The 25576-nt window shown below is 67.8% G+C and carries 28 protein-coding genes; 20 read left to right on the forward strand and 8 right to left on the reverse strand.

From position 1 onward, the window contains the following. The first annotated feature begins 101 nt into the window (after positions 1 to 101). Positions 102 to 1541: an NAD(P)H-hydrate dehydratase gene (locus NBT81_RS08575; RefSeq protein ID WP_338737546.1), complete on the forward strand. Its 1440-nt coding sequence runs from the start codon at positions 102 to 104 to the stop codon at positions 1539 to 1541. Then, on the forward strand, positions 1534 to 2019 hold the full coding sequence (moaC, locus tag NBT81_RS08580; protein ID WP_338737582.1) for a cyclic pyranopterin monophosphate synthase MoaC: 486 nt from the start codon (positions 1534 to 1536) through the stop codon (positions 2017 to 2019). Before NBT81_RS08575 ends, moaC begins: the two co-directional genes overlap by 8 nt. Here the strand turns inward: moaC and hflX are convergent. Next, complete coding sequence (gene hflX / locus NBT81_RS08585) at positions 2011 to 3306, reverse strand: GTPase HflX (RefSeq protein ID WP_338737584.1); 1296 nt, start codon at positions 3304 to 3306, stop codon at positions 2011 to 2013. The two genes, moaC and hflX, sit on opposite strands and share 9 nt — an antisense overlap. Before the next feature lie 138 nt (positions 3307 to 3444). Here hflX and NBT81_RS08590 point away from each other — a divergent pair, with 138 nt between their 5' ends. The 11 genes from NBT81_RS08590 (at position 3445) to carB (ending at position 13667) form a co-directional block, all read left to right on the forward strand. Next, a complete protein-coding gene (locus NBT81_RS08590; protein ID WP_338737586.1) occupies positions 3445 to 4443 on the forward strand; it encodes a succinylglutamate desuccinylase/aspartoacylase family protein in 999 nt (332 codons plus the stop codon). Between the two features lie 126 nt (positions 4444 to 4569). Further along, positions 4570 to 4998, forward strand: a complete 429-nt coding sequence (gene sdhC / locus NBT81_RS08595; RefSeq protein ID WP_338737588.1) for a succinate dehydrogenase, cytochrome b556 subunit — start codon at positions 4570 to 4572, stop codon at positions 4996 to 4998. Beyond that, positions 4998 to 5378, forward strand: coding sequence for a succinate dehydrogenase (locus tag NBT81_RS08600; RefSeq protein WP_338737590.1), 381 nt, complete (start codon positions 4998 to 5000; stop codon positions 5376 to 5378). Before sdhC ends, NBT81_RS08600 begins: the two co-directional genes overlap by 1 nt. Further along, positions 5375 to 6268: a succinate dehydrogenase/fumarate reductase iron-sulfur subunit gene (locus tag NBT81_RS08605; protein WP_338737592.1), complete on the forward strand. Its 894-nt coding sequence runs from the start codon at positions 5375 to 5377 to the stop codon at positions 6266 to 6268. Before NBT81_RS08600 ends, NBT81_RS08605 begins: the two co-directional genes overlap by 4 nt. Before the next feature lie 2 nt (positions 6269 to 6270). Continuing rightward, positions 6271 to 8106 carry an FAD-binding protein gene (locus NBT81_RS08610; protein ID WP_338737594.1) on the forward strand — a complete coding sequence of 612 codons (1836 nt, stop codon included), beginning with the start codon at positions 6271 to 6273 and terminating at the stop codon, positions 8104 to 8106. A gap of 213 nt (positions 8107 to 8319) precedes the next feature. Beyond that, positions 8320 to 8739 (forward strand): type IV pilin N-terminal domain-containing protein, encoded by a 420-nt coding sequence (locus tag NBT81_RS08615; RefSeq protein WP_338737596.1) that lies wholly within the window; start codon positions 8320 to 8322, stop codon positions 8737 to 8739. A 65-nt stretch (positions 8740 to 8804) separates the two neighbouring features. Then, complete coding sequence (locus NBT81_RS08620) at positions 8805 to 9026, forward strand: hypothetical protein (RefSeq protein ID WP_338737598.1); 222 nt, start codon at positions 8805 to 8807, stop codon at positions 9024 to 9026. 59 nt (positions 9027 to 9085) lie between these two features. After that, on the forward strand, positions 9086 to 9337 hold the full coding sequence (locus NBT81_RS08625; RefSeq protein WP_338737600.1) for a hypothetical protein: 252 nt from the start codon (positions 9086 to 9088) through the stop codon (positions 9335 to 9337). Between the two features lie 49 nt (positions 9338 to 9386). Next, the gene (locus NBT81_RS08630; protein WP_338737602.1) at positions 9387 to 9926 is read left to right on the forward strand and encodes a DUF5815 family protein; all 540 of its coding nucleotides are present in this window, start codon (positions 9387 to 9389) and stop codon (positions 9924 to 9926) included. Between the two features lie 132 nt (positions 9927 to 10058). Next, complete coding sequence (locus NBT81_RS08635) at positions 10059 to 10271, forward strand: hypothetical protein (protein ID WP_338737604.1); 213 nt, start codon at positions 10059 to 10061, stop codon at positions 10269 to 10271. A 162-nt stretch (positions 10272 to 10433) separates the two neighbouring features. Next, positions 10434 to 13667 carry a carbamoyl-phosphate synthase large subunit gene (gene carB / locus NBT81_RS08640; protein ID WP_338737606.1) on the forward strand — a complete coding sequence of 1078 codons (3234 nt, stop codon included), beginning with the start codon at positions 10434 to 10436 and terminating at the stop codon, positions 13665 to 13667. Between the two features lie 29 nt (positions 13668 to 13696). Here the strand turns inward: carB and NBT81_RS08645 are convergent, their stop codons facing one another. After that, positions 13697 to 14518: an NAD(+)/NADH kinase gene (locus tag NBT81_RS08645; RefSeq protein WP_338737608.1), complete on the reverse strand. Its 822-nt coding sequence runs from the start codon at positions 14516 to 14518 to the stop codon at positions 13697 to 13699. A 138-nt stretch (positions 14519 to 14656) separates the two neighbouring features. Here NBT81_RS08645 and NBT81_RS08650 point away from each other — a divergent pair, with 138 nt between their 5' ends. Then, positions 14657 to 15820 carry a KaiC domain-containing protein gene (locus tag NBT81_RS08650; RefSeq protein ID WP_338737610.1) on the forward strand — a complete coding sequence of 388 codons (1164 nt, stop codon included), beginning with the start codon at positions 14657 to 14659 and terminating at the stop codon, positions 15818 to 15820. On the opposite strand, the gene NBT81_RS08655 is transcribed toward NBT81_RS08650, so the two are convergent. Beyond that, entirely contained in the window at positions 15817 to 16479 is a 663-nt protein-coding gene (locus NBT81_RS08655; RefSeq protein WP_338737612.1) for a nitroreductase family protein, read from the reverse strand. The genes NBT81_RS08650 and NBT81_RS08655 overlap by 4 nt on opposite strands. Before the next feature lie 80 nt (positions 16480 to 16559). After that, complete coding sequence (locus tag NBT81_RS08660) at positions 16560 to 16976, reverse strand: universal stress protein (protein WP_338737614.1); 417 nt, start codon at positions 16974 to 16976, stop codon at positions 16560 to 16562. Positions 16977 to 17074: 98 nt separating this feature from the next. Here NBT81_RS08660 and NBT81_RS08665 point away from each other — a divergent pair, with 98 nt between their 5' ends. Then, a complete protein-coding gene (locus tag NBT81_RS08665) occupies positions 17075 to 17374 on the forward strand; it encodes a cupin domain-containing protein (RefSeq protein WP_338737616.1) in 300 nt (99 codons plus the stop codon). Between the two features lie 50 nt (positions 17375 to 17424). Beyond that, positions 17425 to 18885 (forward strand): hypothetical protein, encoded by a 1461-nt coding sequence (locus NBT81_RS08670; RefSeq protein ID WP_338737618.1) that lies wholly within the window; start codon positions 17425 to 17427, stop codon positions 18883 to 18885. 57 nt (positions 18886 to 18942) lie between these two features. Here NBT81_RS08670 and NBT81_RS08675 read toward each other — a convergent pair whose 3' ends face one another. Both NBT81_RS08675 and NBT81_RS08680 read right to left on the reverse strand, forming a co-directional pair. Beyond that, complete coding sequence (locus tag NBT81_RS08675; RefSeq protein WP_338737620.1) at positions 18943 to 19581, reverse strand: hypothetical protein; 639 nt, start codon at positions 19579 to 19581, stop codon at positions 18943 to 18945. Further along, a complete protein-coding gene (locus NBT81_RS08680; RefSeq protein ID WP_338737622.1) occupies positions 19578 to 19766 on the reverse strand; it encodes a hypothetical protein in 189 nt (62 codons plus the stop codon). Before NBT81_RS08680 ends, NBT81_RS08675 begins: the two co-directional genes overlap by 4 nt. 91 nt (positions 19767 to 19857) lie before the next feature. Between NBT81_RS08680 and NBT81_RS08685 the strand changes: the two genes are divergently transcribed. Then, positions 19858 to 20511, forward strand: coding sequence for an ArsR family transcriptional regulator (locus tag NBT81_RS08685; RefSeq protein ID WP_338737624.1), 654 nt, complete (start codon positions 19858 to 19860; stop codon positions 20509 to 20511). On the opposite strand, the gene NBT81_RS08690 is transcribed toward NBT81_RS08685, so the two are convergent. Next, positions 20512 to 20943 (reverse strand): hypothetical protein, encoded by a 432-nt coding sequence (locus tag NBT81_RS08690; RefSeq protein ID WP_338737626.1) that lies wholly within the window; start codon positions 20941 to 20943, stop codon positions 20512 to 20514. An 82-nt stretch (positions 20944 to 21025) separates the two neighbouring features. Between NBT81_RS08690 and gatD the strand changes: the two genes are divergently transcribed. Both gatD and NBT81_RS08700 read left to right on the forward strand, forming a co-directional pair. Beyond that, entirely contained in the window at positions 21026 to 22267 is a 1242-nt protein-coding gene (gene gatD, locus NBT81_RS08695) for a Glu-tRNA(Gln) amidotransferase subunit GatD (protein WP_338737628.1), read from the forward strand. 51 nt (positions 22268 to 22318) lie between these two features. Beyond that, positions 22319 to 23626 carry an NAD(P)/FAD-dependent oxidoreductase gene (locus tag NBT81_RS08700; protein WP_338737630.1) on the forward strand — a complete coding sequence of 436 codons (1308 nt, stop codon included), beginning with the start codon at positions 22319 to 22321 and terminating at the stop codon, positions 23624 to 23626. On the opposite strand, the gene NBT81_RS08705 is transcribed toward NBT81_RS08700, so the two are convergent. Further along, complete coding sequence (locus NBT81_RS08705) at positions 23623 to 24210, reverse strand: DUF6149 family protein (RefSeq protein ID WP_338737632.1); 588 nt, start codon at positions 24208 to 24210, stop codon at positions 23623 to 23625. The two genes, NBT81_RS08700 and NBT81_RS08705, sit on opposite strands and share 4 nt — an antisense overlap. A gap of 106 nt (positions 24211 to 24316) precedes the next feature. Here NBT81_RS08705 and NBT81_RS08710 point away from each other — a divergent pair, with 106 nt between their 5' ends. Continuing rightward, positions 24317 to 25552 carry an NAD(P)/FAD-dependent oxidoreductase gene (locus NBT81_RS08710; protein WP_338737634.1) on the forward strand — a complete coding sequence of 412 codons (1236 nt, stop codon included), beginning with the start codon at positions 24317 to 24319 and terminating at the stop codon, positions 25550 to 25552. Positions 25553 to 25576 lie beyond the last annotated feature (24 nt).

A 25576-nucleotide genomic window follows, 5' to 3' on the forward strand; every position in this document is an offset into this window, starting at 1 on the left:
TCGATTCAGTAACTCATCTTATACGTCTCGCCGTCGACCGTCGGCGCCGTCTCGGCGCGTTGATCCGTACAGTATAACGGCCGGCGGAGCGAAGCGTGACCATGATCACCCCCGAACGGATGGCGGCCGTCGACGAGAACGCCGCCGCCCTCGGCGTGGCGCGAAAGCAGTTGATGGAGTCGAGCGGAAACGCCGTCGCAGCGGCCGTACGACGGGTGGCGGAGCCCGGAGCGACCGTCGCGCTGGTCTGTGGCCGCGGCAACAACGGCGGCGACGCCTTCGTCGCGGCTCGCTTCCTCGACGACTACGACGCGACCGTCCACCTGCTGGGTCGCCCCGAGAGCATCCGAACCGACATCGCCCACGAGAACTGGGAGGCGCTCCGCGCCTCCGAGTCCGACGCCCGCGTCGTCCGGGACTCGCGGGCCCTCGACCTCGGCGACCCCGACGTGGTGGTCGACGCGATGCTGGGGACGGGCGTGACCGGGGCGCTCCGCCAGCCCGAGCGCCACGCCGCCGAGCGGATCAACGAGTGCGGGGCGACGGTCGTCTCGGTGGACGTCCCCTCGGGTGTTGACGCCACCACGGGCGAGGCCCCGGGTGTCGCCGTCGACGCCGACCGAGTCGTCACCTTCCACGACGCCAAACCCGGTCTCGACGGGGAGCGCGTGACCGTCGCCGACATCGGTATCCCCGAGACGGCGGACCTGTTCGTCGGCCCGGGCGACCGGCGTGTCCTCTGCCGGCCGAGCGACGCCCACAAGGGCGCGTTCGGCGAGGTGCTCGTCGTCGGCGGTGGACCGTACACCGGCGCGCCGGCGCTGGCCGGGCGGGCGGCGATGCGCGCGGGGGCCGACCTCGTCCGCGTGGCCTGTCCCGCCGCCGTCGCCCGCGAGGTGCAGGCGTTCGAGGAGGGGCTGATCGTCCGCCCGTTCGACGGCGACCGGTTGACACCCGCGGCGCTCGACCACGTCCGGTCGCTCGCGGCCAACCACGACACGGTCGTCTTCGGGCCCGGACTCGGCGACGCCGGGCCGACGCTGTCGGCCGTCCGTGACTTTCTCGCGGGCTACGACGGGCGTTCGGTCGTCGACGCCGACGCCCTCCAAGTCGTTCCCGAGGTAGACACCGACGCGACGCTCCTCTGTACGCCCCACGCGGGCGAACTCCGGGCGATGGGCGGGCCGGACGTGGGCGACGCCGACTGGCGCGAGCGCCTCGACGCAGTCGCCGACTTCGCGGCCGAGGTCGGCCACACCCTGCTGGTGAAAGGCGCGTACGACACCGTGACCGACGGGGAGCGACGGCGGGTGAACCGGACGGGGAACCCGGGCATGACCGTCGGCGGGACCGGGGACGTCCTCGCCGGCGCGGCGGGTGCACTCCTCGCCACGGTCGACCCCCTCGACGCCGGCGCACTCGCCGCGTACGCGAACGGTCTCGCGGGGGATCGGATCGTCGACCGGGAGGGGTACGGCCTGCTGGCGAGCGACCTGTTGGACGAACTGCCGCGGGCGCTGTGGGGTGGTCGCGATGAGTGACGAGGACGACCTCACCCACACCGACGAGGAGGGCAACGTCCAGATGGTCGACGTGGGCGACAAGCCCGACACCGCTCGGCGGGCGGTCGCGCGCGGGACGATCCACCTCCAGCCCTCGACGGTGTCGGCGATCCGGGGCGACGAGATCGGAAAGGGCGACGTGCTGGCGACCGCCCGCGTCGGCGCGGTGCAGGCGGTGAAACACACCTGGGAGACGATCCCGATGTGTCACCAGATTCCGATCACCAACGTCGAGACGACGTTCGACGTGGGTGAGGACCGGATCGACCTCACGGTGGCCGTCGAGACGACGGGCAAAACGGGCTGCGAGATGGAGGCGCTGGAGGGCGTGACGACCGGGCTGAACGTCGTCTGGGACATGGTGAAGGCCGCCGAGAAGGACGACGACGGCGAGTATCCCGACACCGGAATCGAGGACGTGGGCGTGATCGAGAAGACGAAACGCCGGTTAGACTGATTCCGGGGTCGGGAGGTTGCCGGCCTTCGCGCGGGCGCGGTCGACGACCGACGGCGGTGCCTCGAACTCCAGGACGACCTGATCGTTACCGTAGGATTCCTCCTCGACGGACCCGTGGTCGTGGATCCACGACACGAGGCTCATGGCGTCGTCGCCAAGCGGGAGGACCAGTCGTTCGAACTCCCAGTCGGGCAGTTCGCGCTCGATCCGCTCCCGGAGCGCGCCGACGTTCTCGCCGGTGAGTCCGGAGACGGCGACGGGGTTGGGAGCCAGCGCCGACAGCGCCTCCCGCTTCTCCTCGAGTTCGTCGTCGTCGACGCGGTCGACCTTGTTCAGGACGGTGACGATGGGTGCTTCGTTGCGCTCGTACAGCGTGTCGTGACAGGTGACGAGTTTCTCCCGCATCTCCTCGCTGGACTCGCTGGCGTCGACGACGAGGAGAACGAGGTCAGCGTGATAGACGGAGTCGAGCGTGGACTCGAAGGACTCGACCAGCCAGTGGGGGAGGTCGGAGACGAACCCGACGGTGTCGGTCAGCAACACGTCCCGGCTGCCGGTGTCGGCCCGGCGGGTCGTGGTGCCGAGCGTCGTGAACAGGCGGTCCTCGCTCTCGGCGGTCGTCTCCAGGTCGGGGTGGCGACCCTCGTTCTCGTCCACGTCGAGTTCGTCCGCCAGCTGTCGCATCAGCGTCGACTTCCCCGCGTTCGTGTAGCCGGCGAGCGCCACCAGATCGAAGCCGGACTCGCGGCGGCGCTCGCGACGCGTCGCCTCCTTGTCCGCGAGTTGGTCGAGTTCGCGTTTGATGTCCGCGATCTGGTTTTTGATGTCGCGCTCGCGGCTCTCGTCGTACTCCCCGAGGCCCATGAACCCCGGCCGCTCGTCCCGCTTCGCGAGGCTCGTCTTCGCCTCGGCCCGCGGAAGTTCGTAGCGGAGCTCCGCGAGTTCGACCTGCAACTGGGCCTTGCGGGTCTGGGCCCGCTGGCCGAAGATGTCGAGAATGAGCGTGAATCGGTCGACGACTTCGACGCCCTCGGGGAGTTTTCCGCCGATGTTGTACGTCTGGTAGGGGCCGAGTCGGTTGTCAACGATCACGGTGTCGGCGCCGCTCTCGACCGCCAGCGCCGCCAGTTCGTCCACCTTCCCCTCGCCGAAGCCGTAGGCGGCGTCCTCCTCGCGAGTCTGGGTGAGTTCGCCGACCACCTCGTAGCCCGCCGCACGCGCGAGGTCGCCGATCTCGGTCAGATCGGCGTCCCCGCGGTCGACGCGCTTGGCGACGACTGCCTTCATGCCTCCACCTGCGACCCGACGGGGGGCGTGTGCGGTACCTGCACTATACCCCATCCGTTGGCGCTCGAACCACTTAAACTCCGCTCGGCCGTTCGGGGTCGCTCGGTGATTTAAGTATCCCGATCGCGGAGTGGAGGCATGACTGTCGGCGGGGCCTTCACGTACGACGGTGGATCGGTCGCCCCGGGCGAGCGACGGAACCTCCGGTACCGCATCAGCGAGACGTACCTCGGGGACCCGGTTCGCATCCCCGTCACGATCGTCAACGGCGAGCGGTCGGGGCCGACCGTCTTCCTCTCGGCGGCCGCCCACGGCGACGAACTCAACGGGATCGAGGTGGTCCGGGAGGTGGCCTTCGAGTGGGATCTGACGGACCTCGCGGGGACCGTCGTCTGCCTCCCCGTGTTGAACGTCCCCGGCTTCCTCACCCAACAGCGGTATCTGCCGATCTACGACCGTGACCTCAACCGCTCGTTCCCGGGGAACCCGTCGTCGACGAGCGCCAAGCGGATGGCCGACCGGATCTTCCGAAACTTCGTCGAGCCCTGCGATTTCGGCCTCGACTTCCACACCTCGACGCGGGGGCGGACCAACATGCTCCACGTCCGGGCGGACATGGCCCAAGAGGAGGTGGCGCGACTGGCGTACGCGTTCGGCGCGAGCGTCGTCGTCGACGGCGCGGGGAGCGACGGGACGCTCCGAGGGGAGGCGACGCGTGCGGACGTCCCGACGGTCACGGTGGAGATGGGGGAGGCTCACCGGTTCGAACGGGGCCTCATCGACGATGCACTCGACGGCGTCGAGAGCGTCTTCGCGGAGTTCGGCCTCCAGGATCGGGGCGCCGTCCGCTGGCCTGGGTGGCGGACGGTGGTGACCGAGAAGGCGTGGATCCGAGCGGAGGCAGGGGGATTGGTCGACCTGCACTACGAGCGTGGCGGCCTGGTGCGCGAGGGGGACCGCCTCTACACCATCACCGACCCGTTCAAGGCCGACGGGGTGTCGGTCGACGCCCCCTTCACCGGCGTGTTGCTTGGCGTCCTCGAGAACCCGGTGGTGTATCCGGGGAACCCCGTCTGTCACCTCGCCGAACTCGACGAGGAGACGGCCCGGACCGTCGAGCGGCGGATCGAGAGGTGACGACGGACGACGAGCCTCGAAGTGACGATCAACGAATATAGCGATCAACGAGCGGATTCGTCGCGTCTCGGCCGACCGGAGCGTACGTAACTTCTATACCCTGCCGGTCCCGACTCCCGGACGAGCATGAGTCAGTCCTACGATCGGGGTCTCATCGAGGATTTCGGCCGATGGCGGGAGTTTTCGGCCGGGATGTGGGCCTGGATCTTCCACAAGTTCACCGGGTGGGTGCTGATCGGGTACCTCTTCACCCACGTCGCCGTTCTGAGTACGGCGCTCACGTCGGCGAGCGCCGACCCCGCGACGGTCGCGGCGAATCAGGACCTCTACACGCAGACGATTCAGGCCCTGGAGAGCCTGTTGGTCGTCCGCATCCTCGAGGTCGGGTTGCTCGCGGTGGCGGTGTTCCACATCCTGAACGGGACTCGACTGTTGTTGATCGACCTCGGGATCGGCCTCGAATCACAGGACCGTAGTTTCTACGCGTCGCTCGTCCTGACGGGTGCCATCGTCGTGGCGAGCGTCCCCACGTTCCTCGCGGGGGTGTCGCTCTGATGGCGGAGCGCTACTCCTCGTTCACCGAGGGCGGCCGTCTGTGGCTCTGGCAGCGCATCACCGCCGCGTTCCTGATCGTCGTCCTCGCCTTTCACTTCTTCCTGCTGCATTTCGTCCACCACGCCGACGAGGTGACGTTCGGGATGAGCGCCGGGCGGATGCAGCAGTGGAGTTACTACTCGCTGATGATCCTCTTTCTCGTGACGGCGACGTTCCACGGGGTCAACGGCGTCTACAACGCCTTGATCAACGCCGGACTGACGGGCGTCAAACGACGCGTCGTCCAGGTCGTCCTCGGCGGCGCGAGCCTCCTCCTCCTCGTCCAAGGCGTTCGAACCGCGAACGCCTGGGCGGGCATCGACCTCCTCCCGATACTATGAGCACGCAACGACCGGAACCCGAGACCGAGACGGAGAGTGCGGAAACCGAGGCCGAGGCCGACGCGGAGACGCCGAGCGAGCGCCGCGAGGCGGCGAAGCGCCGCCGCGCCGAGCGACGCGAGCGGGAACGCGTCGAAGAGGAGGAACGGGCCGCGGCCGACGCGGAGCGCTATCACCTGAAGGTGTTCCGCTACGACCCCGAAGTCGAGGGGAAACAGGAGCCGCGGTTCGACGACTTCCACGTCCCCTACGAGCAGGGGATGACGGTGCTGGACGCCCTCATCTACGCCCGCGACGAGTTCGACGTCAGCCTCACGTTCCGCCACTCCTGCCGGCAGGCGATCTGTGGGTCGGACGCCCTGTTCGTCAACGGCCGCCAGCGACTCGGCTGTCAGACTCAGCTTTCGGACCTGGACCAGCCGGTGCGGATCGAACCGCTCCCCCACCAGGAGGTCGTGAAGGATCTGGTCGTCGACATGGAACACTTCTACGACCAGATGGAGTCGGTGGAGCCGTACTTCCAGACGACCGACCGACCGGAGGAGGAACTCGAAGAGCAGCGACAGACCCGCGAGAACAGGGAGAAGATCAAGACCTCGACCCGGTGTATCTGGTGTGGAGCGTGTATGTCCTCGTGTAACATCGCGGCGGGCGACAACGAGTATCTGGGCCCGGCGGCGATCAACAAGGCCTACCGCTTCGCGATGGACGAACGCGAGGGCGAGGAGATGAAACAACGCCGCCTGGAGATCGTCGAACAGGAACACGGGGTCTGGCGGTGTCAGACCCAGTTCTCCTGTACCGAGGTGTGTCCGAAGGACATCCCCCTCACCGAACACATCCAGGAACTGAAACGCGAAGCGGTCAAGAGCAACCTGAAATTCTGGTAACCATGCACGAATACGACGTCATCGTGGTCGGCGCGGGCGGCGCCGGCCTACGCGCGGCCATCGCGGCACAGGAGGCGGGAGCGGACGTGGCCATGGTCACGAAACTCCACCCCGTCAGGAGCCACACGGGTGCGGCGGAGGGTGGGATCAACGCCGCCCTGCGCGACGGCGACGACTGGGAGATGCACGCCTACGACACGATGAAGGGGTCGGACTACCTCGCCGACGCCCCCGCCGTCGAGGCACTCACCCAAGAGAGTCCCGAAGAGGTTATTCAACTCGAACACTGGGGGATGGCCTTCTCCCGCGACGACGACGGCCGTGTCTCCCAGCGACCCTTCGGCGGCCTCTCGTTCCCACGGACGACGTACGCGGGCGCGGAGACGGGACACCACCTCCTGCACACGCTGTACGAGCAGGTGGTCAAACGAGGGATCGAGGTGTTCGACGAGTGGTACGTCCTGAACCTCGCGACCACCGACGAGGACGACCCCGACGAGCGGTCGTGTCACGGGGTCGTCGCCTACGAGACGGCGACCGGGAACGTCGAGGCGTTCCGCGCCCGCGACGGCGTCATCCTCGCGACCGGTGGTCTTGGGCAGGTGTACGATCACACCACCAACGCGGTCGCCAACACGGGTGACGGCGTCGCGATGGCCTACCGCGCCGGTGTCCCCGTCGAGGACATGGAGATGATCCAGTTCCACCCGACGACGCTCCCCTCGACGGGCGTCCTGATCTCCGAGGGGGTCCGCGGCGAGGGCGGCATCCTCTACAACGACGACGGCGAGCGGTTCATGTTCGAGCACGGCTACGCGAACAACGACGGCGAACTCGCTTCTCGGGACGTGGTGTCGCGGGCCGAACTGACCGAGGTGAACGAGGGCCGGGGGATCGAAGACGAGTACGTCCACCTGGACATGCGCCACTTGGGTGAGGAGCGCATCGTCGACCGCCTCGAGAACATCCTCCACCTCGCCGAGGACTTCGAGGGCGTCGACGGACTCGAAGAACCGATGCCGGTCAAACCCGGCCAACACTACGCGATGGGAGGTATCGAAACCGACGAGTTCGGTGGGACCTGTATCGACGGCCTCTACGCCGTCGGCGAGTGTGCCTGTGCGAGCGTCCACGGGGCGAACCGGTTGGGCGGCAACGCGCTGCCGGAACTCATCGTGTTCGGGAAACGAGCCGGTCGGCACGTCGCCGGCGAGGACCTCGGCGAACCGCAGGTGACCGCCGGGCGAACGCCGAACGCGGAGACGGCGTCGGTCGACACGCCGGTCTCGCTCGGCGAACCCTGGGGTGGAGAGGGCGACGCCGTCGCTGACGGCGGGGCCGCCGCCGACACCGCCACTGCGGTCGTCGAACGGGCGCTCGACCGCGAACGGGAGCGCGTGGAGCGCCTGCGTGACCGCGACGAGGGGGCCCAGCACGCCGACATCCGGGCGGCCGTCCAGCGGACGATGACGGAGAACGTCAACGTGTTCCGCGAGGAGGACGCGCTGAAGGAGGCGTTGGTCGACATCCACGCCGCGCGGGAGCGGTACCGGGACGTGTACGTCGCCGATCCCTCCAGTACGTACAACACCGAGTTGATCCAGACGATAGAGACGCGAAACCTGCTCGACATTGCGGAGATGATCACGGTCGGCGCGCTGGCGCGCGACGAGTTCCGCGGCGCACACTGGCGCAAGGAACACCAGGAACGGAAGGACGACGAGTGGCTCAAGCACACGATGGTGTCGTGGTCGGACGGGTCGCCGGAACTCTGGTACAAACCGGCCGTCCTCGAGGGCGAGGCGAAGACGTACGAACCGAAAGAGCGGAGCTACTGACCGCCCGACTGGGCGGATCGAAGGGACGGCCTTCGGACCCACAGACCCGCTTCAACGACCGGCCGAGCGTCGCAGGGTGTGCCTAATTATCACAGTCGAAGCCTAGCCAGTTGATTTATTACCACCGACGGCCTTGTCTAGGCCAAGCACGCCGACGCGCGACCGTGCGGGAGCGATATCCCCCCGACTCCGGCCCGGCGTGCCAACACACTTATGAAACTTAAGAACTTTATCGCAGACGACCGCGCAGTGAGTCCGGTCATCGGCGTGATCCTGATGGTGGCCATTACCGTTATTCTGGCCGCCGTCATCGGCACGTTCGTCCTCGGACTCGGCAACCAGGTCCAAGACACCGCACCGCAGGCGACGTTTAGCTTCGACTTCGAAGAGAACACCGGCACTTACAACGTGACTGCTACCCACGACGGCGGTGACACGTTCACCAGCGAAAACACGAACTCGCTGAACCTATCTGCCAGCGGAGAGAGTGATCAAGCCTTTGACTTATCGGTCTCGGCTGGGGACTCGGAGAGCATCGATAGTGTCGACTCAGAAACTACCGTCCGCGTCATCTGGACGTCGCCCAACGGCGACAACACCGCGACCATCGCCCGCACCACCACGCCGTCATAATCGACGCCGCGGCACCGTTTTTTCCGAACCGTGACATTCAGTAGCGACGCGTCCGAACGCGGGGTATGGTGGACGCCGACGCGTTTCTGAGCCGCGACACGCTGTTGATACTCTTCCTCCTGGTGGTCGGCATCGGCGGGTCGGGGGTCGCCCGGGGGGTGCTCGCCGAACGGGGGTACGGGGCCGTCGGATCGCTCGTGTTCGTGATGGGCTACAGTACGATGGTGGTCCTGCTGTGGTGGGGCTGGATCAGACCGCTCGACATCACCGGCCCGAGCGGGCGGTAGCGAGCGGTGACCGGCAAACGGAACTTTAATGGCCGATTCCGGGCGAGTTGTGCGTACGAATGCTCCCGTTACAGGTCATCGACAGTTTCCTGCTCGAGTACAACGTCGGGCAGGCGCTGCTGTTGGTCTTCATTCTCGCCACGGTCGGGACGCTCTCGCTGCGATCCCGTCGGCTCGTCGCCATCAACACGACGGTGTTCGGCCTCGTGTTCATCATGACGCCCCAGTCGCTCGCGCCGGTCCACTACCTGTTTCTCGGCATCGTCATGCTGGTCGTCGGCCCAGTACTGTGGGTGACGGCGGAGCGGTGACGCCGGAACGGAGCGCGACGTTTAAGCGACCGAGGCCGCAAACGACCCCATGACGAACCCGGGTGTGCCCGGCGGCGAGACGCGGACGATCGACCTGCCCTGCGGCGAAACCGTCGGTGTCACCGAGTTCGACCTGGGGATGCGGGAGTTCGAGTGTCCCTGTGGGGACGCCCACGCCGTCGTGATGGACGTCCACCCGCCAGAGCGGTTCCTCCCCGACTTTCTGGTGGAGATCCTCCGGGAGACGGTCGAGACGACGAGCGAGGAGATGCCGGAGTTCGACACGCCCCACTTGCTCGGCGTCGTGTTGGAGGAGTTCCCCGACCGGGTGGCGACGGCGGATCTGAGCGAGGACGGCGACGTGGGGTACGCGCTCCTGTGGGTGACGGGGTTCGACGCCCGTCGCCTCCACGAAATCGTCGTCGAACTCGTGGTGGAGTTGATGGAACACGCCGTCAGCCACGCCGAGGACGACGCCACGATCCAGGAGTTCGAACGCCAGATGGTCGACTTCGACGTGTCGGCGTTCGTCGATCAGTACCGCGCGGAACGCGACCTCGAGGCCGACGACGTGTATCGTAGCGCTTGAACGTCGACGGAAACCCGATCGCGCCCGATCCGTGTCGGGTGCACGGACCGGTTCGACCGCTACGATACGTCTGACAACCGTCCGACGGTCGTCTCACTGAACACTAAGTCGTACCCGATCCTTGTGAGACGTATGCGCCCCCAGTCGAGGGAATACGAGCAACTCCGGGGCGTGCTCGCGGACGCCGACGAGCCGTTGACCGCACGGGATATCCTGTCGCTCCTGGGAGAACAGGAAGAGTTCGAGAGCGCCCACCGCGTCGCGACCGTTCTCGGTCGCTGGGCCGAGCGGGGAGAAGTCGAGGTGCTCCAGGAGAGTCCGTACCGCTACCGCCTGAACAACTGAGACGGCACTCGGTTCGAGAGTCCCCCCGAAGCGGCGACGATCCGTCCCGACGGTCGGCAGTCCGGAGACGCCCACTCGGAGCCGTTTCGAAATCCGTAATTTCGCTTCGCATCTCGTACCGTTTCGTCGGGCTTATTACGATGTGCGAACTCCGATTCGACGATGACCGACGAGGCCACCGTGGCGGATCCCTCCGCCACCGAATCCGAGAACCGGACGATACTGTTGATCGGCAGCGGCCCGATCCAGATCGGACAGGCCGCGGAGTTCGACTACTCGGGCGCGCAGGCCTGCCGAGCGCTGCAGGAGGAGGGTGCACGGGTCGTCCTCGTCAACTCGAACCCCGCGACGATCATGACCGACCCCGACATGGCCGATCGGGTGTACATCGAACCGATCACGACCGAGGCCATCGCCGAGATCGTCCGGACGGAACAACCGGACGGCGTGATCGCGGGACTGGGCGGGCAGACCGGACTGAACGTCACCGCGGAACTCGCCGAGGAGGGCGTCCTCGAGGAACACGACGTGGAGATCATGGGGACGCCGCTCGACACCATCTACGCGACCGAGGACCGCGACCTGTTCCGCCAGCGGATGGAGAAGATCGGCCAGCCGATGCCGCAGTCGACCACGATCCGTCTCGACGACGACGAGTCGGCGTCTGACATGGACGAGACGACCCTTCGGAGCCGCGTCGAGGCGGCCGTCGACGAGGTCGGTGGCCTGCCCGTGATCGCACGGACGACGTACACCCTCGGCGGGTCGGGATCGGGCGTCGTCGACGACATGGACGAACTCGTCGAACGCGTCCGGCAGGGACTGCGCCTCTCGCGGAACGACGAGGTGCTGATCACCGAGTCCATCGCCGGGTGGGTCGAACTGGAGTACGAGGTGATGCGCGACGCCGACGACTCGACGATCATCATCTGCAACATGGAGAACCTCGACCCGATGGGCATCCACACGGGCGAGTCGATGGTCGTCACGCCGTCGCAGGTGATCCCGGACGAGGGCCACCAAGAGATGCGCGACGCGGCGCTCGAAGTCATCCGCGAACTCGGGATTCAGGGTGGCTGTAACATCCAGTTCGCGTGGCACGACGACGGCACTCCCGGCGGCGAGTACCGCGTTGTCGAGGTGAACCCGCGGGTGTCGCGGTCCTCCGCACTGGCGTCGAAGGCGACGGGCTACCCGATCGCTCGCGTCACCGCGAAGGTCGCACTGGGCAAACGCCTCCACGAGATCGACAACGAGATCACGGGCGAGACGACGGCGGCGTTCGAGCCTGCGATCGACTACGTGGTGACGAAGGTACCCCGGTGGCCGATCGACAAGTTCGACGACGTGGACTTCACCCTCGGCCCGGCGATGAAGTCGACGGGTGAGGCGATGTCCATCGGGCGGACCTTCGAGGAGTCGCTGTTGAAGGCGCTGCGCTCGACCGAGTACGACCCCGCCGTCGACTGGAGCGACGTGGACGACGATACCCTGGCGACGGAGTATCTGACGCGGCCGACGCCGGACCGCCCGTACGCGATGTTCGAGGCGTTCGACCGGGGGTACACGGTCGAGGACGTCGTCGACCTGACCGGCATCAAGGAGTGGTACGTCGAGCGGTTCAAGCGTGTCTCCGAGTCGGTCGCCGCGGCCGCCGAAGGCGACTTCACCGAGGCGGCGGTGAAGGGCGTCACCAACGCCGAAATCGCGTCCGCCGCGGGATCGGACGTGGGGACCGTCGAGACGGCGGTCCCCGGCCGGACCTACAAGCAGGTCGACACCTGCGCCGGCGAGTTCGCCGCCCAGACGCCGTACTACTACTCCTCGCGGAAACCGGAGTTCGTCACCGGGCCGTTCGAGGGTGACGCGGCCGCGGGCGAACTCCGCGTCGACCGCGACATCGAGAGCGTCGTGGTCGTCGGCGGCGGCCCGATCCGGATCGGACAGGGTGTCGAGTTCGACTACTGCTCGGTCCACGCCATCCAGGCGCTCCGCGAGGAGGGAATCGACGCCCACGTCGTCAACAACAACCCCGAGACGGTGTCGACGGACTACGACACCTCCGACGGCCTCTTCTTCGAACCGATCACCGCCGAGGAGGTGGCGGACGTGGTCGAGGCCGCGGACGCCGACGGCGTGATGGTGCAGTTCGGGGGGCAGACCTCGGTCAACATCGGTCACCCGCTCGAAGCCGAGATCCAGCGCCGCGGACTGGACTGTGATATCCTCGGGACGAGCGTCGACGCGATGGACCTCGCCGAGGACCGCGACCGCTTCAACCGTCTGATGGACGACCGCGGCATCGCCCAACCCGAAGGAGGCTCCGCGACCAGCGAGGCGGAGGCGCTCGAACTGGCGCGGTCGATTGGCTACCCCGTCCTCGTCCGTCCCTCGTACGTACTGGGCGGGCGCGCGATGGACGTGGTGTACGACGACAAGGAACTGAAGGAGTACATCGAGGAGGCGGTCCGGGTCTCGCCGGACAAGCCGATCCTCATCGACGAGTTCCTTGACGACGCCGTCGAACTGGACGTCGACGCCGTCGCCGACGGCGACGACGTGTTGATCGGCGGCGTGATGGAACACGTCGAGAGCGCGGGCGTCCACTCGGGTGACTCGGCGTGTATGATCCCGCCCCAGGCCGACGCGGTGACGGACGTGATGGATCGCGTCCGCGAGGTGACCCTCGAAATCGCCCGCGAACTCGACACCGTGGGCCTGCTAAACGTCCAACTCGCCGTCAAGGACGGCACGGTGTACGTCCTGGAGGCCAACCCCCGCTCCTCGCGAACGGTCCCCTTCGTCTCGAAGGCGACGGGCGTCCCCATCGCCAAACTCGCCGCGAAGGTGATGGCGGGCGACTCGCTGTCGGATCTGGACGTCGACGAGCAGATTCCCGAGAAAGTGAGCGTGAAGGAAGTCGTCCTGCCCTTCGACCGCCTGCAGGGGAGCGACCCCCGTCTGGGCCCGGAGATGAAGTCGACGGGTGAGGTGATGGGGACGGCCGACACGTTCGGCAAGGCCTACGAGAAGGCCCAGTCCGCGACGGGGAAGGCCATCCCCACCGAGGGGACGGCCGTGATCGACCTCTCGGCCGACGAGTTCCCCGACCCCGACAGCGAGTCGGGGCGAGCCCTGCGCGAGGGCTTCGCCGACTTCTTCGACGTCCGCGCGTTCGACGACCTTCGGTCGGCGATCCGGAGCGGCGAGGTCGACATCATCGTCTCGCGCAACCGCGAGGCGCTCGAAGTCGCCGTCGAGGAGGACGTGACCTACTTCTCGACGCACGCCTCCGCGAAGGCGACCCTCGAAGGCCTGCGTCACCACGACGACCCCATCGACGTGGAGGCCACCTCCGACCGGCCCCGTCGGACGCAGAACTGGGGCGGGCAGTAGCCGACGTCGCGGGCGGCCGTCTTTCCGTTTCAGTCGAGTTTGTCGAGCGCTTCGAAGAAGTCGGTGGCCGGCCCGGCGACACGCATCGGCGAGTCGGCCAATCCGACCCGCACCTCGGCCGGCGGGTCGAGTTCGCGGAGGACGCGCCCGTCGCCGACGACGACCGCCCGGTCCGCGCCGTCGACGTCGACGGCGACGTCGCTGTCGGTGCCGACGAGGAGCGGCGGCATGCCGTCGCGTGCGCACATCTCGTTGACGACGAGGCCGTCGACACGAGGGTGGACCAGCGGACCGGACTCGCTGAGGTTGTACGCCGTGCTCCCGGTCGGCGTAGCGACGAGGACGCCGTCGGCGCGACCCTCGGAGTAGCGCGCGCCGTCGACGCGAAGGGTAACGTCGACGCCGCCGCCAGGCCCGCGGATCGGCCCCTGGACGACCACCTCGTTGGTGGCTGGAGGTGCGGTCCAGCCGTCACCGTGGGCCGCGAGTCGTGGCGCTTCGCGGACGGTCAGGTCGCCGGCACGAAACGCCGCCACCTCGTCGAGAACGGCGTCGACCGCCTCCTCGGGGCCGACGGCGTTCAGGAAGCCGACCTCGCCGAGGTTGACGCCGAGGATGGGTGTGCCGTCGGCCCCGCGGGCGGCGTAGAGGAAGGTGCCGTCGCCGCCGATGCTGACAACGAGGTCGCAGGCGTCGAACGCGTCGATGGGCGTCCCGTCGACGCCGAGTGCCTCGGCGGTGGTGGCGTCGACCGCGATCGACGCGTCCGCCTCGTGGAGGCGGTCCCGGAGGTCGGCTGCGAGTGCCGCCGCCCGGTCGTTGTCACGCTGGGCGACGAGGCCGACGTACATACCCCGGCCTCGCGCCGGGGGAAAAAAAGCGCACCGGAGACAACATTGATGAGACCAGGGTCCGGAGTCCGATACCATGGTGCAGCGCGCGGGGGCGGCCGTCGACGACCGGCGCGAACGCTCGGGCCGTGAGAACCGATGAGCGACGACGAGGACTGGTTCGAGCGGGCGCTCGGGGAGAGCGATACCGACGCCGAGAGCGATACCGACGCCGAGAGCGATACCGACGCCGAGAGCGATACCGACGCCGAGAGCGATACCGACGCCGAGAGCGATACCGACGCCGAGAGCGATACCGACGCCGAGAGCGATACCGACGCCGAGAGCGATACCGACGCCGAGGCGACGTTTCCGGAGTCCGAACCGTCGACACCCGACGAGAACGCCTTCGAGGATTTGGGGTCCGGCGTCGATGGCGAGCCCGACATCGATCCCGACGACGGTGACGGCGACTCGCCGTTCGACGAGGACTTCGCCAGCGCCTTCCAGAACGCGCCGGATCCCGAAGGCGGATCCGGCGGCGAGGCCGACGAGGGCGGGCCGCCGGGCGGGTTCGGCGACGAGGGTGGCGGAGGGTTCGACGCGGACGCGGAGTTCGAGTCGTCGATCGAACGGATCAAACTCGGGATCGAGGGATTGGACGAGATGGTCCTCGGCGGCGTGCCCAAGCGGTCGCTGATCTCGATCATCGGTTCCGCGGGGACGGGCAAGACGACGTTCGGACTGCAGTTTCTCAACCGGGCGCTGATCGACGGCAAGCGGAGCGTCTACATCACCTTAGAGGAGAGCACGGAGCGCATCTACGACACGGCCGAGGAGAAGGGTTGGCCGTTCGCCGAGTACGCCGAGGAGGGGCGGTTGGCGGTCGTCCACCTCGACCCCGTCGAGATGGCGAACAGCCTGACGAGCATCCGGAGCGACCTGCCGGAACTGATCGAGGCGTTCGACGCCGACCGACTCGTCCTCGACTCGGTGTCGCTTCTGGAGATGATGTACGACCACCCCTCCGACCGGCGGAGCGAGGTGTACCGGTTCACCCGGTCGCTGAAGGAGGCCGGCGTGACGACGCTCGTCACCAGTGAGGCCAGCAGCGACAATCCGTACGGGTCGCGCTACGGGATCATCGAGTACCTCGCGGACGCGGTGTTCGTCCTGCAGTACGTGCGGCCCTCCGACTTCCAGGAGACGCGACTGGCTCTGGAGATACAGAAGATCCGCGACGCGAACCACTCCCGGGAGACCAAACCCTACGAGATCACCAACGAAGGGTTGAGTGTCTACAGGCAGGCGAACATCTTCTAGCCGTCGGCCGCCGGCGACCCGCGGGCGGCGGGGTCGAAGTCGTCGAAGTGGACGAACTCGTCGGTCTCCCGGCGGAACTTCCGGTCCCGTTCGACGTCGGGGGCGTCGTCGGCGGGGTAGCCGAGCGTGACGAGCAACACGGGTTCGTAGTCGTCGGGGACGCCGAACTCGTCGTGGAGGGCGTCGGCGTCGAACCCGCCCATCGGACAGGAGGCAACGCCGCGGTCCCAAGCGGCGTACATGAGCGCCATCGCGGCGAGCGAACAACTCTGGACCGTCCAGACGCGCCGCGTCTCGTCGTCCGCGTCGGCGAGGCTGGCGACGGTGTCGAGGCGCGCCTCGGCGGCGTCCTCGCTCGGGAGATACCCCTTCTCCAAGAGGTCCGCGGTGACGCGTTCGGCGTGGTCGCTGGGGTCGAGCGTCCCGAGGACGACGACCGCGGCCGCGGCGTCGGTGACGTGTTCCTGCCCGTACGCGACCGACTGGAGGCGCGCCAGGTCGTCACCGCGGAGGACGAGGAACTCCCACGGCTGGAGGTTGAACGAGGAGGGAGTGTGTCGGACGTCCTCGAAGACGGCCGAGAGCGTGTCGTCGTCGATATCGGTGTCGGCGTACTGGTGGACCGATCTGCGGGTTCGAGTGAGGTCGGTGAACTCCATCGGCCGTGGTAGAATCCCGGCAGTCAAGAACGGGACGGAGCCGGCCGAACTCGCCGACTGGGGGTCGGTGTCACGCCGTGCTACCGAACGACGGTCACGGGGACCGGCGACCGGCGAGCGACGGCCTCGGCGACGCTACCCAGCAGGACCCGGGAGACGCCATCGCGGCCGTGGCTCCCGAGGACGACGTGGTCGTACGGTTCTTCGTCGGCGACGGCGACGACGACACGGCCGGGATTCCCAACCTCGATCCGGTCGTCGACCGCCCGATCGACGCGTTCGCGCGCCGTCTCGAGCGTCGATCGGGCGGTCTCTCGGGCGCTCTCGTACCAAGCCTCCGAGTCACTGGGAAAGGTCCCGTGGCCGAGGCCAGCGGCCACCGGGTCGATGACGTACAGGAGGGTGACCGACGCAGTCGGCCACTCCTCGACGGCGAAGGAGAGCGCTGCCTCGGACTGGGGGGTCCCGTCGAACGGAACGAGGACGTGCGATGGCATACCACGGCGTACGCGGACCGGGTACAAAAACGGTCGTGGCCGGCGGCCCGAACCGGATCGGGGGGTCGCTTACCCGTACGGGGGGCGAACGGCGAACGATGCCGGAACGAACCACGCTCTCGACGCTGTCGGAGACGCCACACGCGGAGGTCTTCGAGACGCGCCGTCCCCGGACCGTCCGCCTGCGACTCGACGCCGACGAACGGGTCCCCCGACACACCCACGAGGGGACGGACGTCGTCGTCCACCTCCTCGACGGGCAGGTCGAACTGACCCTCGACGACGAGGTGTACGACCTCGACGCGGGCGACCTCATCCGGTTCAGCGGCGACCGGGAGGTGTCGCCGTACGCGGTCGAAGCGAGCACCGCCGTCGTCGTCTTCGCGCCGGCGGAGTAGGGGGAAGCCGAAACTATACAACTCGCGGGCGCGTACTCGGCGAGAGGTAGATGATCGGCCCCTCACTCGGCACCGTCCGAGACGACGGACGGGCCCAGTCGGAGCTCATCGGGGTCGTGCTGGTCGTGGGACTGGTCGTCGTCGGTGTGAGCGCGGTCGGACTCGTGGTCGTCACGAGCCAGGAGGAGCGGGCGGCGGCACAGAAGGCCCCGGTCGACGTGGCCGGCGACGTGGGTGACGGCTGGGCGACGGCGACACACCGCGGCGGTCCGGGCGTCCCGCGTTCCGACCTCGCCCTCGTCCTCGAAAGCGGTGGATCCGAACGGCGGTACACGTTCGACGACCCGGCCGTGACCCTGACCGGCGACGGCGACGACGTCTTCGAGGGGGGCGAGTCGGTGAACGTCAGCCACAGCTACGAGGGCACCGTCCGGCTCCGGGTGATCGAGACGAGTGAGCCGACCCGCCTGCTGTACGAGGAGACGTTCGACCTCGGAGGCGACGGAGCAGTTGACGACGGACCGACGATCCAGCGCTTCGACGTGAACGACACGTCCTCGGACGGCAACGCGTCCTTCGACGTGACGTGGCGCGCCACGGACCCGACGGGCGACCTGACCGACGTCGACGTGGAACTCGTCGACCAAGGGACCGGAACGGTCGAGGACAGCGAGAGTTACACGTACGGCGGGACGGGCGACACCGGAACCGAGACGTTCACGTTGCGCAACGTGAGCGGGGTCGGAAACGTGTACGTCCTGCGGATCACCGCCGAGGACGCGGCGGGGAACGTCGCGTCGGACGTGCGCGTCAGGGCGGTCGGCGGCGGCGGTGGCGGAGGGAGTCCGCCGGTCGTCGAATCACTCGTCGTGACCGACACCACGACGGGCCAGGACGCCTCGTTCGACGCGACGTACAACGCGACCGACGTCGACGGCGACCTGACCGAGGTGCGGGTGGAACTGATCGAGGACGATTCGGGGACCGTGGTGGACAGCGTGATCGACGACGACTACAACGAGACGAACGCGACGGGCGAGCAGACGCGGAGTCTCAGCGCACCGGGCAAGAACAAGGGCACGACCTACCGCATCGAGGTCACGGCAGTCGACGCGAACGGCGGCACCGACACCGAGGACGTGACCATCAGCGCCGGCAGCGGCGAAGAGGGCTCGGGCGGGGCGTCGGGGCCGACGGTCACGGGGTTCGACGTGTCGGACGAGTCGTTCGGAAAGACGGCCTCCTACAACGTCTCGTGGGCGGTCGAAGACGCCGACGGGACCCTCGACTCGGTGACGGTGCGCCTCGTGGAGACGGGGAAGAACAATCCGGACGCGGAGGAGATATACGACGTGACCGGTCAGTCGTCCGCGAGCGACACGGTCACCCTCGAACCGAACGGCAACCGCTACGGGACGGAGTACCGGATCGAACTCGTCGTCACGGACGCCGACGGCCTCACGGCCAGCGAGTCGTGGACCGACACGGCTGACGGCACCGGCAGCAACTGAGCGTCCGTCGACAGAGGGACGCCCGGAGTCGGCTAGACTGCGTCACGTCGGGGGCCCCTACTGTGGCACGTCGACGAAGTACGTCCCCCGTCGGCCGTCTTCGAAGACGAACTCGACGACGAAGAAGTCCCGATCGGACACCTGGCCGTTGGTAGCCTTGAACGTGATGGTCGTCTCGGTCTCGTTGCCCGTCAGCGTGATCTCCGGGTCGAGCGTCTGGAACGGGCCGAGGACCTCGAGCGTCGCCGCGGTGTCGCCGGTCGCCGGATCGATCACGTCGAACGGCCCGGGGATCTGGTTGCTCTGTGGATCGTTGTAGAACGTGAGTCGGGCACGGACGACGTCGACGTCCTCGTCGCCGGTGTTGTTGAACGTCGCGGTGACCTCCTGGTTGTTGGGGTTGGCGGTCGAACGCAGTTCGACGGCGTTCGGCCCCGTCGGGTTGATGTCCGGGCCGGCCGTCCCGCGTTCGCCACCCTCTGGGACCTCGTTCAGCCCGATCGGGGAGCAGGCGACCTCGATCTCGCCGGACGCGGCGAGCGTCAGGTTGCCGTCGGCGACGGTGACGTCCTCGGGGGGTAGCTGGCCCTGTAGCAGGTCCTCCCACGTCGACTCGCTCAGGCCGGTGGGGTAGGTCACCTGGCCGCCGTCGACGGTCGTGCTGTCGATCCGTCCGGGAACCGGTTCCACGCTCACGGTGTCGGAACTGGCCTCCGAGAACGTCGTGTTGATCGGGACGACGTTGTACGTGTCGCCGTCGCCCGGTTGTCCGCCGGAACGATCTGTGCCTGATTGATCGTCAGGAGGAGGACGAGGATGCCCAGAACGAGGACGAAGCCGACGACTTCGGAGACGCCCCGGTCGTCACCCCTGAAGGACATAGGGACACCAGCGCAGGGGTAGGGTTAAACGCTCCGGCGGCCGGCCCCGGTATACGCAGTCGTTATATGTATCCGTCGCTTACCTCACGTCATGGACTCGGCGGTACTACTCGACCTCCTCGGCAACGAGAACCGCCGGCGAATCCTGCGGCTTCTGGCGCGAAAACCCTGTTATGTCACCGAGATCAGCGAGTATCTCGGCGTCAGTCCGAAGGCGGTGATCGACCACTTGCGGAAACTGGAGGAAGCGGGTCTCGTCGAGAGTCACACCGACGACCAGCGACGGAAGTACTTCCACATCTCGCGCAACCTCCGGTTGGAGGTGAGCGTCTCGCCGTACGGGTTCGGGACCAAGAGCGCCTACCCCGCGAGTTCCAGCCTCGACATGGACGGCAAGTGTCGGCACGTCTCGCTGGACGCACCGGGGAGCGCCGACGACGAGGTGGACGACCTCGCGGAGGCGTTCGACCAGTTACAGACCCTCGAAGACGAACTTTCTCTGGCCCAGCGGTGGGTGTACGGTCGGATCACGGAGGTACTGGATCGACTGACCGACCACCTCGGTGTCGACGCGGACAGCCGGTTCCACGCCGAGGTGCTGGCGGCCGTGGCGACGGGGGCACGAACCACGGAGAGCGTCGCGGAGGCGGTCGACGCGTCGCCGGACGCGGTCCGCGGGGCGCTGAACACCCTCGCAGACCGCGGATTGGTCGGCCGGACGGACGGCGAGTGGCGACTACAGTAGTTACAGGTCCCGGGTCAGGCCGACCCGGAGGTCACGCCCCAGATAGTGCCCGAGGAGCGCCGCGACCAGACCGGCGGTCGTCCCGACGCCGGCGATCCGAACGCCGTACTCCGCGACGACGGGAAACAGCGGCGTGACGAGCGCGGACAGCACGAACCCGAGGCCGGCGACGAGCGCACCGGCGAGGCCGGCCTCGACGTAGCGCCGCGTCGGCCAGACGAGTCCGAGGGCGAACCCGGCGACGGCGATGCCGAGGAAGCGACCGACGACGCCGACGACGGGGACGCTCCCGCCGACCACGAGGCCGACGGTCGAGAGAACGAGTGCGAGGAGGAACGGTCGGAGGGCGAAGAGTCCCCGGACGCGCCCGCGGAGCCCGAACCGGGAGCGATCCCCGGTCGATCCGTCGGCCGCTGATTCGCGTCGGCTCATACCCCGACTGCGGGAGCGACGGTGAAGTGGCTTGCGCCGGGCAACGAGTGGATTCAAGTCCACCCGGCGGGTATCCCGTCGCATGAACCCAGGGGATCGCGTCCGCGTCGAACGCGGCGGCGTCGAGAACGAGGGCGTCCTCATGCCCTCGACCACGGCCGACCACCTCGTCGTGAAGCTACCCGGCGGCTACAACGTCGGCGTCGACCGCGACGAGGCCGCCGTCGAACTGTTGGAACGGGACGTCCACGACGTGGACGGAAGCGGCGAGGACGGCGACTCGACGATCGAGTTCGACGACGACCTCCCAACCGTCTCGCTCATCTCGACGGGGGGGACCATCGCCTCGACCGTCGACTACCGGACCGGCGCGGTGACCGCGCAGTTCGACGCCGAGGACGTCCTGCGTGCGGTGCCGGACCTCGCGGGCCGGGCCAACTACCGCGGCCGGGTCGTCGCCAACATTCTCTCGGAGAACATGACGCCCGCGGTGTGGCAGGACCTCGCGACGGCCGTCCACGAGGAGATAGAGGCCGGCGCCGACGGCGTCGTCGTCATGCACGGCACCGACACGATGCAGTACACGGCGTCGGCGCTCGCGTTCATGCTCGACACCCCCGTTCCGGTGGTGTTCACGGGGAGCCAGCGGTCGGCGGACCGCCCCTCCAGCGACAACGTGATGAACGCGGTGTGTGCGGTGGAGGCGGCCAAGAGCGACCGGGCGGACGTACTCGTCTGCATGCACGCCTCGTCGAGTGACGACGCCTGCGCGCTCCACCACGCCACGCGGGTCCGCAAGAATCACACCTCGCGACGCGACGCCTTCGAGACGGTCGGGGCGGAGCCGGTCGGTCGCGTCGACTACGAACGCGAGGAAGTCACGTTCCGGCGCGACGGGCCGGCACGCGGGGAGACGGAACTCGGCCTCGCACCCGACCTGGAGACGGGCGTCGAACTCGTCAAGTTCACACCGGGGATGGACCCCGCGGCGCTCTCCTATCTCGACGACGCCGCGGGCGTGGTGATCGAGGGGACTGGACTGGGCCACGTGGCCACCGACTGGATCGACCGGATCGAGGAGCTCGTCGACCAGGGGACGGTCGTCACGATGACCAGCCAGTGTCTGGAGGGCCGGGTCTGTGACCGCGTCTACGACACCGGCCGCGACCTGCTGGAGGCGGGCGTCGTCGAGGCGGGCGACACCCTACCGGAGACGGCGACGGCGAAACTGATGTGGGCGCTGGCGAACCGGTCCGATCCGACTGCGGCGATGCGGGAGTCGCTGGCCGGGGAGTTGCAGGCGCGGTCGGTGCCGTGGGTCTGAGCGGCGACAGCCGACCATAATCCACTTGCCCCTGCCCGGCACAGGGGAGGTATGATCCACGTCGTCGGCGGCGGCATCGCCGGACTGGCCGCCGCCTACCGACTCCAGAGGCACGGCCACGAGGTGACGGTGCTGGAGGCGGGCGACGACCTCGGCGGCCTCGCGGCGACCTACGAGACGGCGGGCGACGATATCGAGCAGTTCTACCACCACCTCTCGAAGTCCGAGGAGACCATCGTCGAGGTGGCCGAGGAGTTGGGGCTGGGCGACCACGTGGAGTGGCTGATCGGCAAGAACGCCTACTACGTCGACGGGATCGTCCACCCCCTCGACACCCTGCCACAGATCGCTGCCTACCCGCATCTGAGCCTCTACGACACGTTCCGGCTCGGCCTCCTCACGCTGGAGATCGACGTCCGGGGTGGCCGCCCCCGCTTCGACACCTACGACGACCTGACCGACTTCGAGGACGTCCCGATCAAGGAGTTCCTCCTCGAACACACGACCCGGGGCGTCTACGAGAACTTCTTCGAACCCTTGCTGGACGCCAAGTTCGGTGACCGGAAGGTGGACGTGAGCGCGGCGTGGCTGCTGGGGCGCATCAAGTTCCGTGGCGAGCGCGACCTCCTGCGGGGCGAGATCCTCGGCTACTTCGACGGCGGGTTCGCGACCCTGATCGACGCCCTCGTCGACGCGGTGGACCGGGAGAACGTCCGGACGGGCGCTCGCGCGACCGACCTCGACGTGCGGGGGGAGGCGGTCGAGTCGATCACCGTCGAGACCGACGCGGGCGTCGAGACGCGCTCGACCGACGGCGTCGTCGTCGCGACGATGCCGAACGTCTTAGAGGAGCTGACAGGGTACACCTGCGACATCGACTTCCAGGGAGCGGTGTGTGCCGTGGTGACGATGGATGAACAGCTGACGGAGACGTACTGGCTCAACGTCGCCGACGACGCACCTTTCGGCGCGCTGATCGAACACACGAACTTCGTGCCGCCGGAGCGCTACGGCGGGGACAACCTGCTCTACGTCGCGAGTTACGTGCAGGACCCGAGCGAGGCGGTGTGGCGGATGGACGACACGGAGTTGCGGGAGTCGTGGCTGGGAGGGATCGCGGAGATGTTTCCAGCGTTCGACCCCGCCGACGTGAGCGAGTTCCGCGTGGCGCGCAACCCGCGGGCCGCGCCGGTGTACGAGCGGGGATACCTCGAGATGGTGGTGCCGTACGACTTGTCCGAGGTGGCCGAGGGCGTCTACTACGCGGGGATGGCGAGTCGGGCACAGTACCCGGAGCGGAGCCTCAACGGCGGCATCGTCGCGGGGTTCGAGTGTGCGGATCTGATCGCGGAGGATTAAGCCTCGCCTTCGTCCTCGTCGACGCCGGGAGCGGCGGTGACGTCCACGTCCGCAGGTTCGTCGTGCCCGCCGACGACGACGTTCCCGTCGCCGTCGTCGACGTAGACGTCGTCGGCGAAGCCGCCCTCGGCGTGGGGGTGGACGGGGTCGTCGAGGCGTTCGGGGGTCGCCGGGGCGTCGGGGAGGGTGTCGCCGTACTCGCCGAGCGGGTCCGCGATGGTGATGCCGTGCCGGTCGAAGAAGTCGCCGTAGCGGTCGTGGTGGGCCTCGAGTTCGTCGGCGGGGAACTCCATCATCTCGGTCCAGCCGTGGTTGTAGAACTCGAAGTTGGCTTGGATGTGGGTGATCTCGCGGGCCTCGGCCTCCGAGAAGCCAGCGTCGAGAGCGTCGACGTAGGTGTCGAACGTGCGGTCGAAAAAGGCCTCCAGTCGGGGTTCGCGCTCCCCGCGGCGGCCCTCGGCGGCCTTCTCGCCGAAGACGTCGACGTGGAGGTCGACGAGTTTCTCGCGGACCTTCTCACCGACGACGGGCATGGTGAGCGCCTGCTTGGCGGCGAAGTGTCGGACGTTCTGGCGGAGTTTCATCGCCGTTGGTTGGGACCCTCCGGTCTTCAACCCACCGGTAGGGCGGAGTTCCGGCGAATTTCGCGGATAGCAACCGACATTAACCCGCACCTACAAACCACGGTATATGACCCAGTCGTATGTGATAATCGGCGACGGGATCGCCGGCAGTTCCGCCGCCGAAACGTTGCGCGACGAGGCTCCCGACGCCGACATCACCGTCATCACCGACGAGGGTGAAGCCCTCTACAACCGCATCCTCATCAAGGAGTTCGCCAAGGGGAAACTCCCCGAGATGCCCGTCTCGATCCACGAACCCGAGTGGTACGAAGAGCGGGACATCGACCTCCGACTCGACACGCTGGTCACGGACATCGACACCGACGCCCACCGACTCCGAACCCACGAAGACGAGACTATCGAGTACGACAAACTCCTCGTCGCCACGGGCGGGACGCCGACCCAACTGCCGGTCGAGAACAGCGACGCCGAGGGCATCCACCACTTCTGGACGTTCCAGGACGCCCGATCGATCCGCGAACACGCCGAGGCGGCGGAGACGGGCCTCGTCGTCGGGGCTGGGTTGCTGGGAATCGATCTCGCGGCCATCTGTGGCGAACAGGACGTCGACGCCCACTACCTCATGCGTGGCGACTGTTGGTGGCGCTACGCGCTCTCCACGGAGGGTGCGGAGATCCTCCACGACGCGATGCGCGACCGCGGCGTCGAACCCGTCTTTCAGAGCGGCGTCGACCGTTTCGAGACCGACGACGGCCACGTCACGGCGGCGGTCGACCCCGACGGCGACCGCTACGAGGGTGACTTCGTCGGCATCGCCATCGGTCTGAACTACAACACGGAGATCCTGCAGGGGACCGACGTCGATGTCGACGACGGGATCCTTGTCGACGAGTACATGCGGACGAACGTCGACGACGTCTTCGCCGCCGGCGACATCACGCGGTACCACGACACGATCCTCGGGGAGCGCGCCCAGAACGGCTCGTGGGACAGCGCCAAGGCACAGGGGACGGTCGCCGCGAAGAACATGCTCGACCCCGAGTCCGAGGCGTTCCGGTTCGTCTCGTCGTACTCGATCACGCACTTCGACTTCCCGTTCCTCTCCTTTGGCCACCCGACAATCGGGGACGACGAGTGCGAGCGCAAGTACTCCGAGACGGAGTGGCGGCGGCTGGCGTTCAAGGACGGCAAGATCGTCGGCGGCGTCCTGATCGGCGATCTCTCGCCCCAGAGCGCCTACAAGAAACTGATGAAAGAGGAGCGCGTCGTCGCCGACCAGAAGGAGGCCCTCCTCCAGCAGTCGGTCGACCTCGACGACCTCGCGCCCGCCCAAGAACAGTAAGGTAAGGGGCAGCGGACGGCCCCG

The sequence above is a fragment of the Haloplanus sp. CK5-1 genome (assembly GCF_037201915.1).
GTDB lineage: Archaea > Halobacteriota > Halobacteria > Halobacteriales > Haloferacaceae > Haloplanus > Haloplanus salilacus.

What these genes read in the sequence shown, in the direction of transcription:
- NBT81_RS08705 (WP_338737632.1), bottom strand. Translation starts at nt 24,210, where the DNA reads ATGAAACTCCGCCAGAACGTCCGACACTTCGCCGCCAAGCAGGCGCTC.
- NBT81_RS08670 (WP_338737618.1), top strand. Translation starts at nt 17,425, where the DNA reads ATGATCGGCCCCTCACTCGGCACCGTCCGAGACGACGGACGGGCCCAG.
- NBT81_RS08685 (WP_338737624.1), top strand. Translation starts at nt 19,858, where the DNA reads ATGGACTCGGCGGTACTACTCGACCTCCTCGGCAACGAGAACCGCCGG.
- NBT81_RS08635 (WP_338737604.1), top strand. Translation starts at nt 10,059, where the DNA reads ATGCGCCCCCAGTCGAGGGAATACGAGCAACTCCGGGGCGTGCTCGCG.
- NBT81_RS08645 (WP_338737608.1), bottom strand. Translation starts at nt 14,518, where the DNA reads ATGTACGTCGGCCTCGTCGCCCAGCGTGACAACGACCGGGCGGCGGCA.
- sdhC (WP_338737588.1), top strand. Translation starts at nt 4,570, where the DNA reads ATGAGTCAGTCCTACGATCGGGGTCTCATCGAGGATTTCGGCCGATGG.
- NBT81_RS08665 (WP_338737616.1), top strand. Translation starts at nt 17,075, where the DNA reads ATGCCGGAACGAACCACGCTCTCGACGCTGTCGGAGACGCCACACGCG.
- NBT81_RS08610 (WP_338737594.1), top strand. Translation starts at nt 6,271, where the DNA reads ATGCACGAATACGACGTCATCGTGGTCGGCGCGGGCGGCGCCGGCCTA.
- NBT81_RS08690 (WP_338737626.1), bottom strand. Translation starts at nt 20,943, where the DNA reads ATGAGCCGACGCGAATCAGCGGCCGACGGATCGACCGGGGATCGCTCC.
- gatD (WP_338737628.1), top strand. Translation starts at nt 21,026, where the DNA reads ATGAACCCAGGGGATCGCGTCCGCGTCGAACGCGGCGGCGTCGAGAAC.
- NBT81_RS08655 (WP_338737612.1), bottom strand. Translation starts at nt 16,479, where the DNA reads ATGGAGTTCACCGACCTCACTCGAACCCGCAGATCGGTCCACCAGTAC.
- hflX (WP_338737584.1), bottom strand. Translation starts at nt 3,306, where the DNA reads ATGAAGGCAGTCGTCGCCAAGCGCGTCGACCGCGGGGACGCCGATCTG.
- NBT81_RS08680 (WP_338737622.1), bottom strand. Translation starts at nt 19,766, where the DNA reads ATGTCCTTCAGGGGTGACGACCGGGGCGTCTCCGAAGTCGTCGGCTTC.
- NBT81_RS08630 (WP_338737602.1), top strand. Translation starts at nt 9,387, where the DNA reads ATGACGAACCCGGGTGTGCCCGGCGGCGAGACGCGGACGATCGACCTG.
- NBT81_RS08650 (WP_338737610.1), top strand. Translation starts at nt 14,657, where the DNA reads ATGAGCGACGACGAGGACTGGTTCGAGCGGGCGCTCGGGGAGAGCGAT.
- NBT81_RS08625 (WP_338737600.1), top strand. Translation starts at nt 9,086, where the DNA reads ATGCTCCCGTTACAGGTCATCGACAGTTTCCTGCTCGAGTACAACGTC.
- NBT81_RS08590 (WP_338737586.1), top strand. Translation starts at nt 3,445, where the DNA reads ATGACTGTCGGCGGGGCCTTCACGTACGACGGTGGATCGGTCGCCCCG.
- carB (WP_338737606.1), top strand. Translation starts at nt 10,434, where the DNA reads ATGACCGACGAGGCCACCGTGGCGGATCCCTCCGCCACCGAATCCGAG.
- NBT81_RS08600 (WP_338737590.1), top strand. Translation starts at nt 4,998, where the DNA reads ATGGCGGAGCGCTACTCCTCGTTCACCGAGGGCGGCCGTCTGTGGCTC.
- NBT81_RS08575 (WP_338737546.1), top strand. Translation starts at nt 102, where the DNA reads ATGATCACCCCCGAACGGATGGCGGCCGTCGACGAGAACGCCGCCGCC.
- NBT81_RS08605 (WP_338737592.1), top strand. Translation starts at nt 5,375, where the DNA reads ATGAGCACGCAACGACCGGAACCCGAGACCGAGACGGAGAGTGCGGAA.
- NBT81_RS08700 (WP_338737630.1), top strand. Translation starts at nt 22,319, where the DNA reads ATGATCCACGTCGTCGGCGGCGGCATCGCCGGACTGGCCGCCGCCTAC.
- NBT81_RS08660 (WP_338737614.1), bottom strand. Translation starts at nt 16,976, where the DNA reads ATGCCATCGCACGTCCTCGTTCCGTTCGACGGGACCCCCCAGTCCGAG.
- NBT81_RS08710 (WP_338737634.1), top strand. Translation starts at nt 24,317, where the DNA reads ATGACCCAGTCGTATGTGATAATCGGCGACGGGATCGCCGGCAGTTCC.
- NBT81_RS08620 (WP_338737598.1), top strand. Translation starts at nt 8,805, where the DNA reads ATGGTGGACGCCGACGCGTTTCTGAGCCGCGACACGCTGTTGATACTC.
- NBT81_RS08615 (WP_338737596.1), top strand. Translation starts at nt 8,320, where the DNA reads ATGAAACTTAAGAACTTTATCGCAGACGACCGCGCAGTGAGTCCGGTC.
- moaC (WP_338737582.1), top strand. Translation starts at nt 1,534, where the DNA reads ATGAGTGACGAGGACGACCTCACCCACACCGACGAGGAGGGCAACGTC.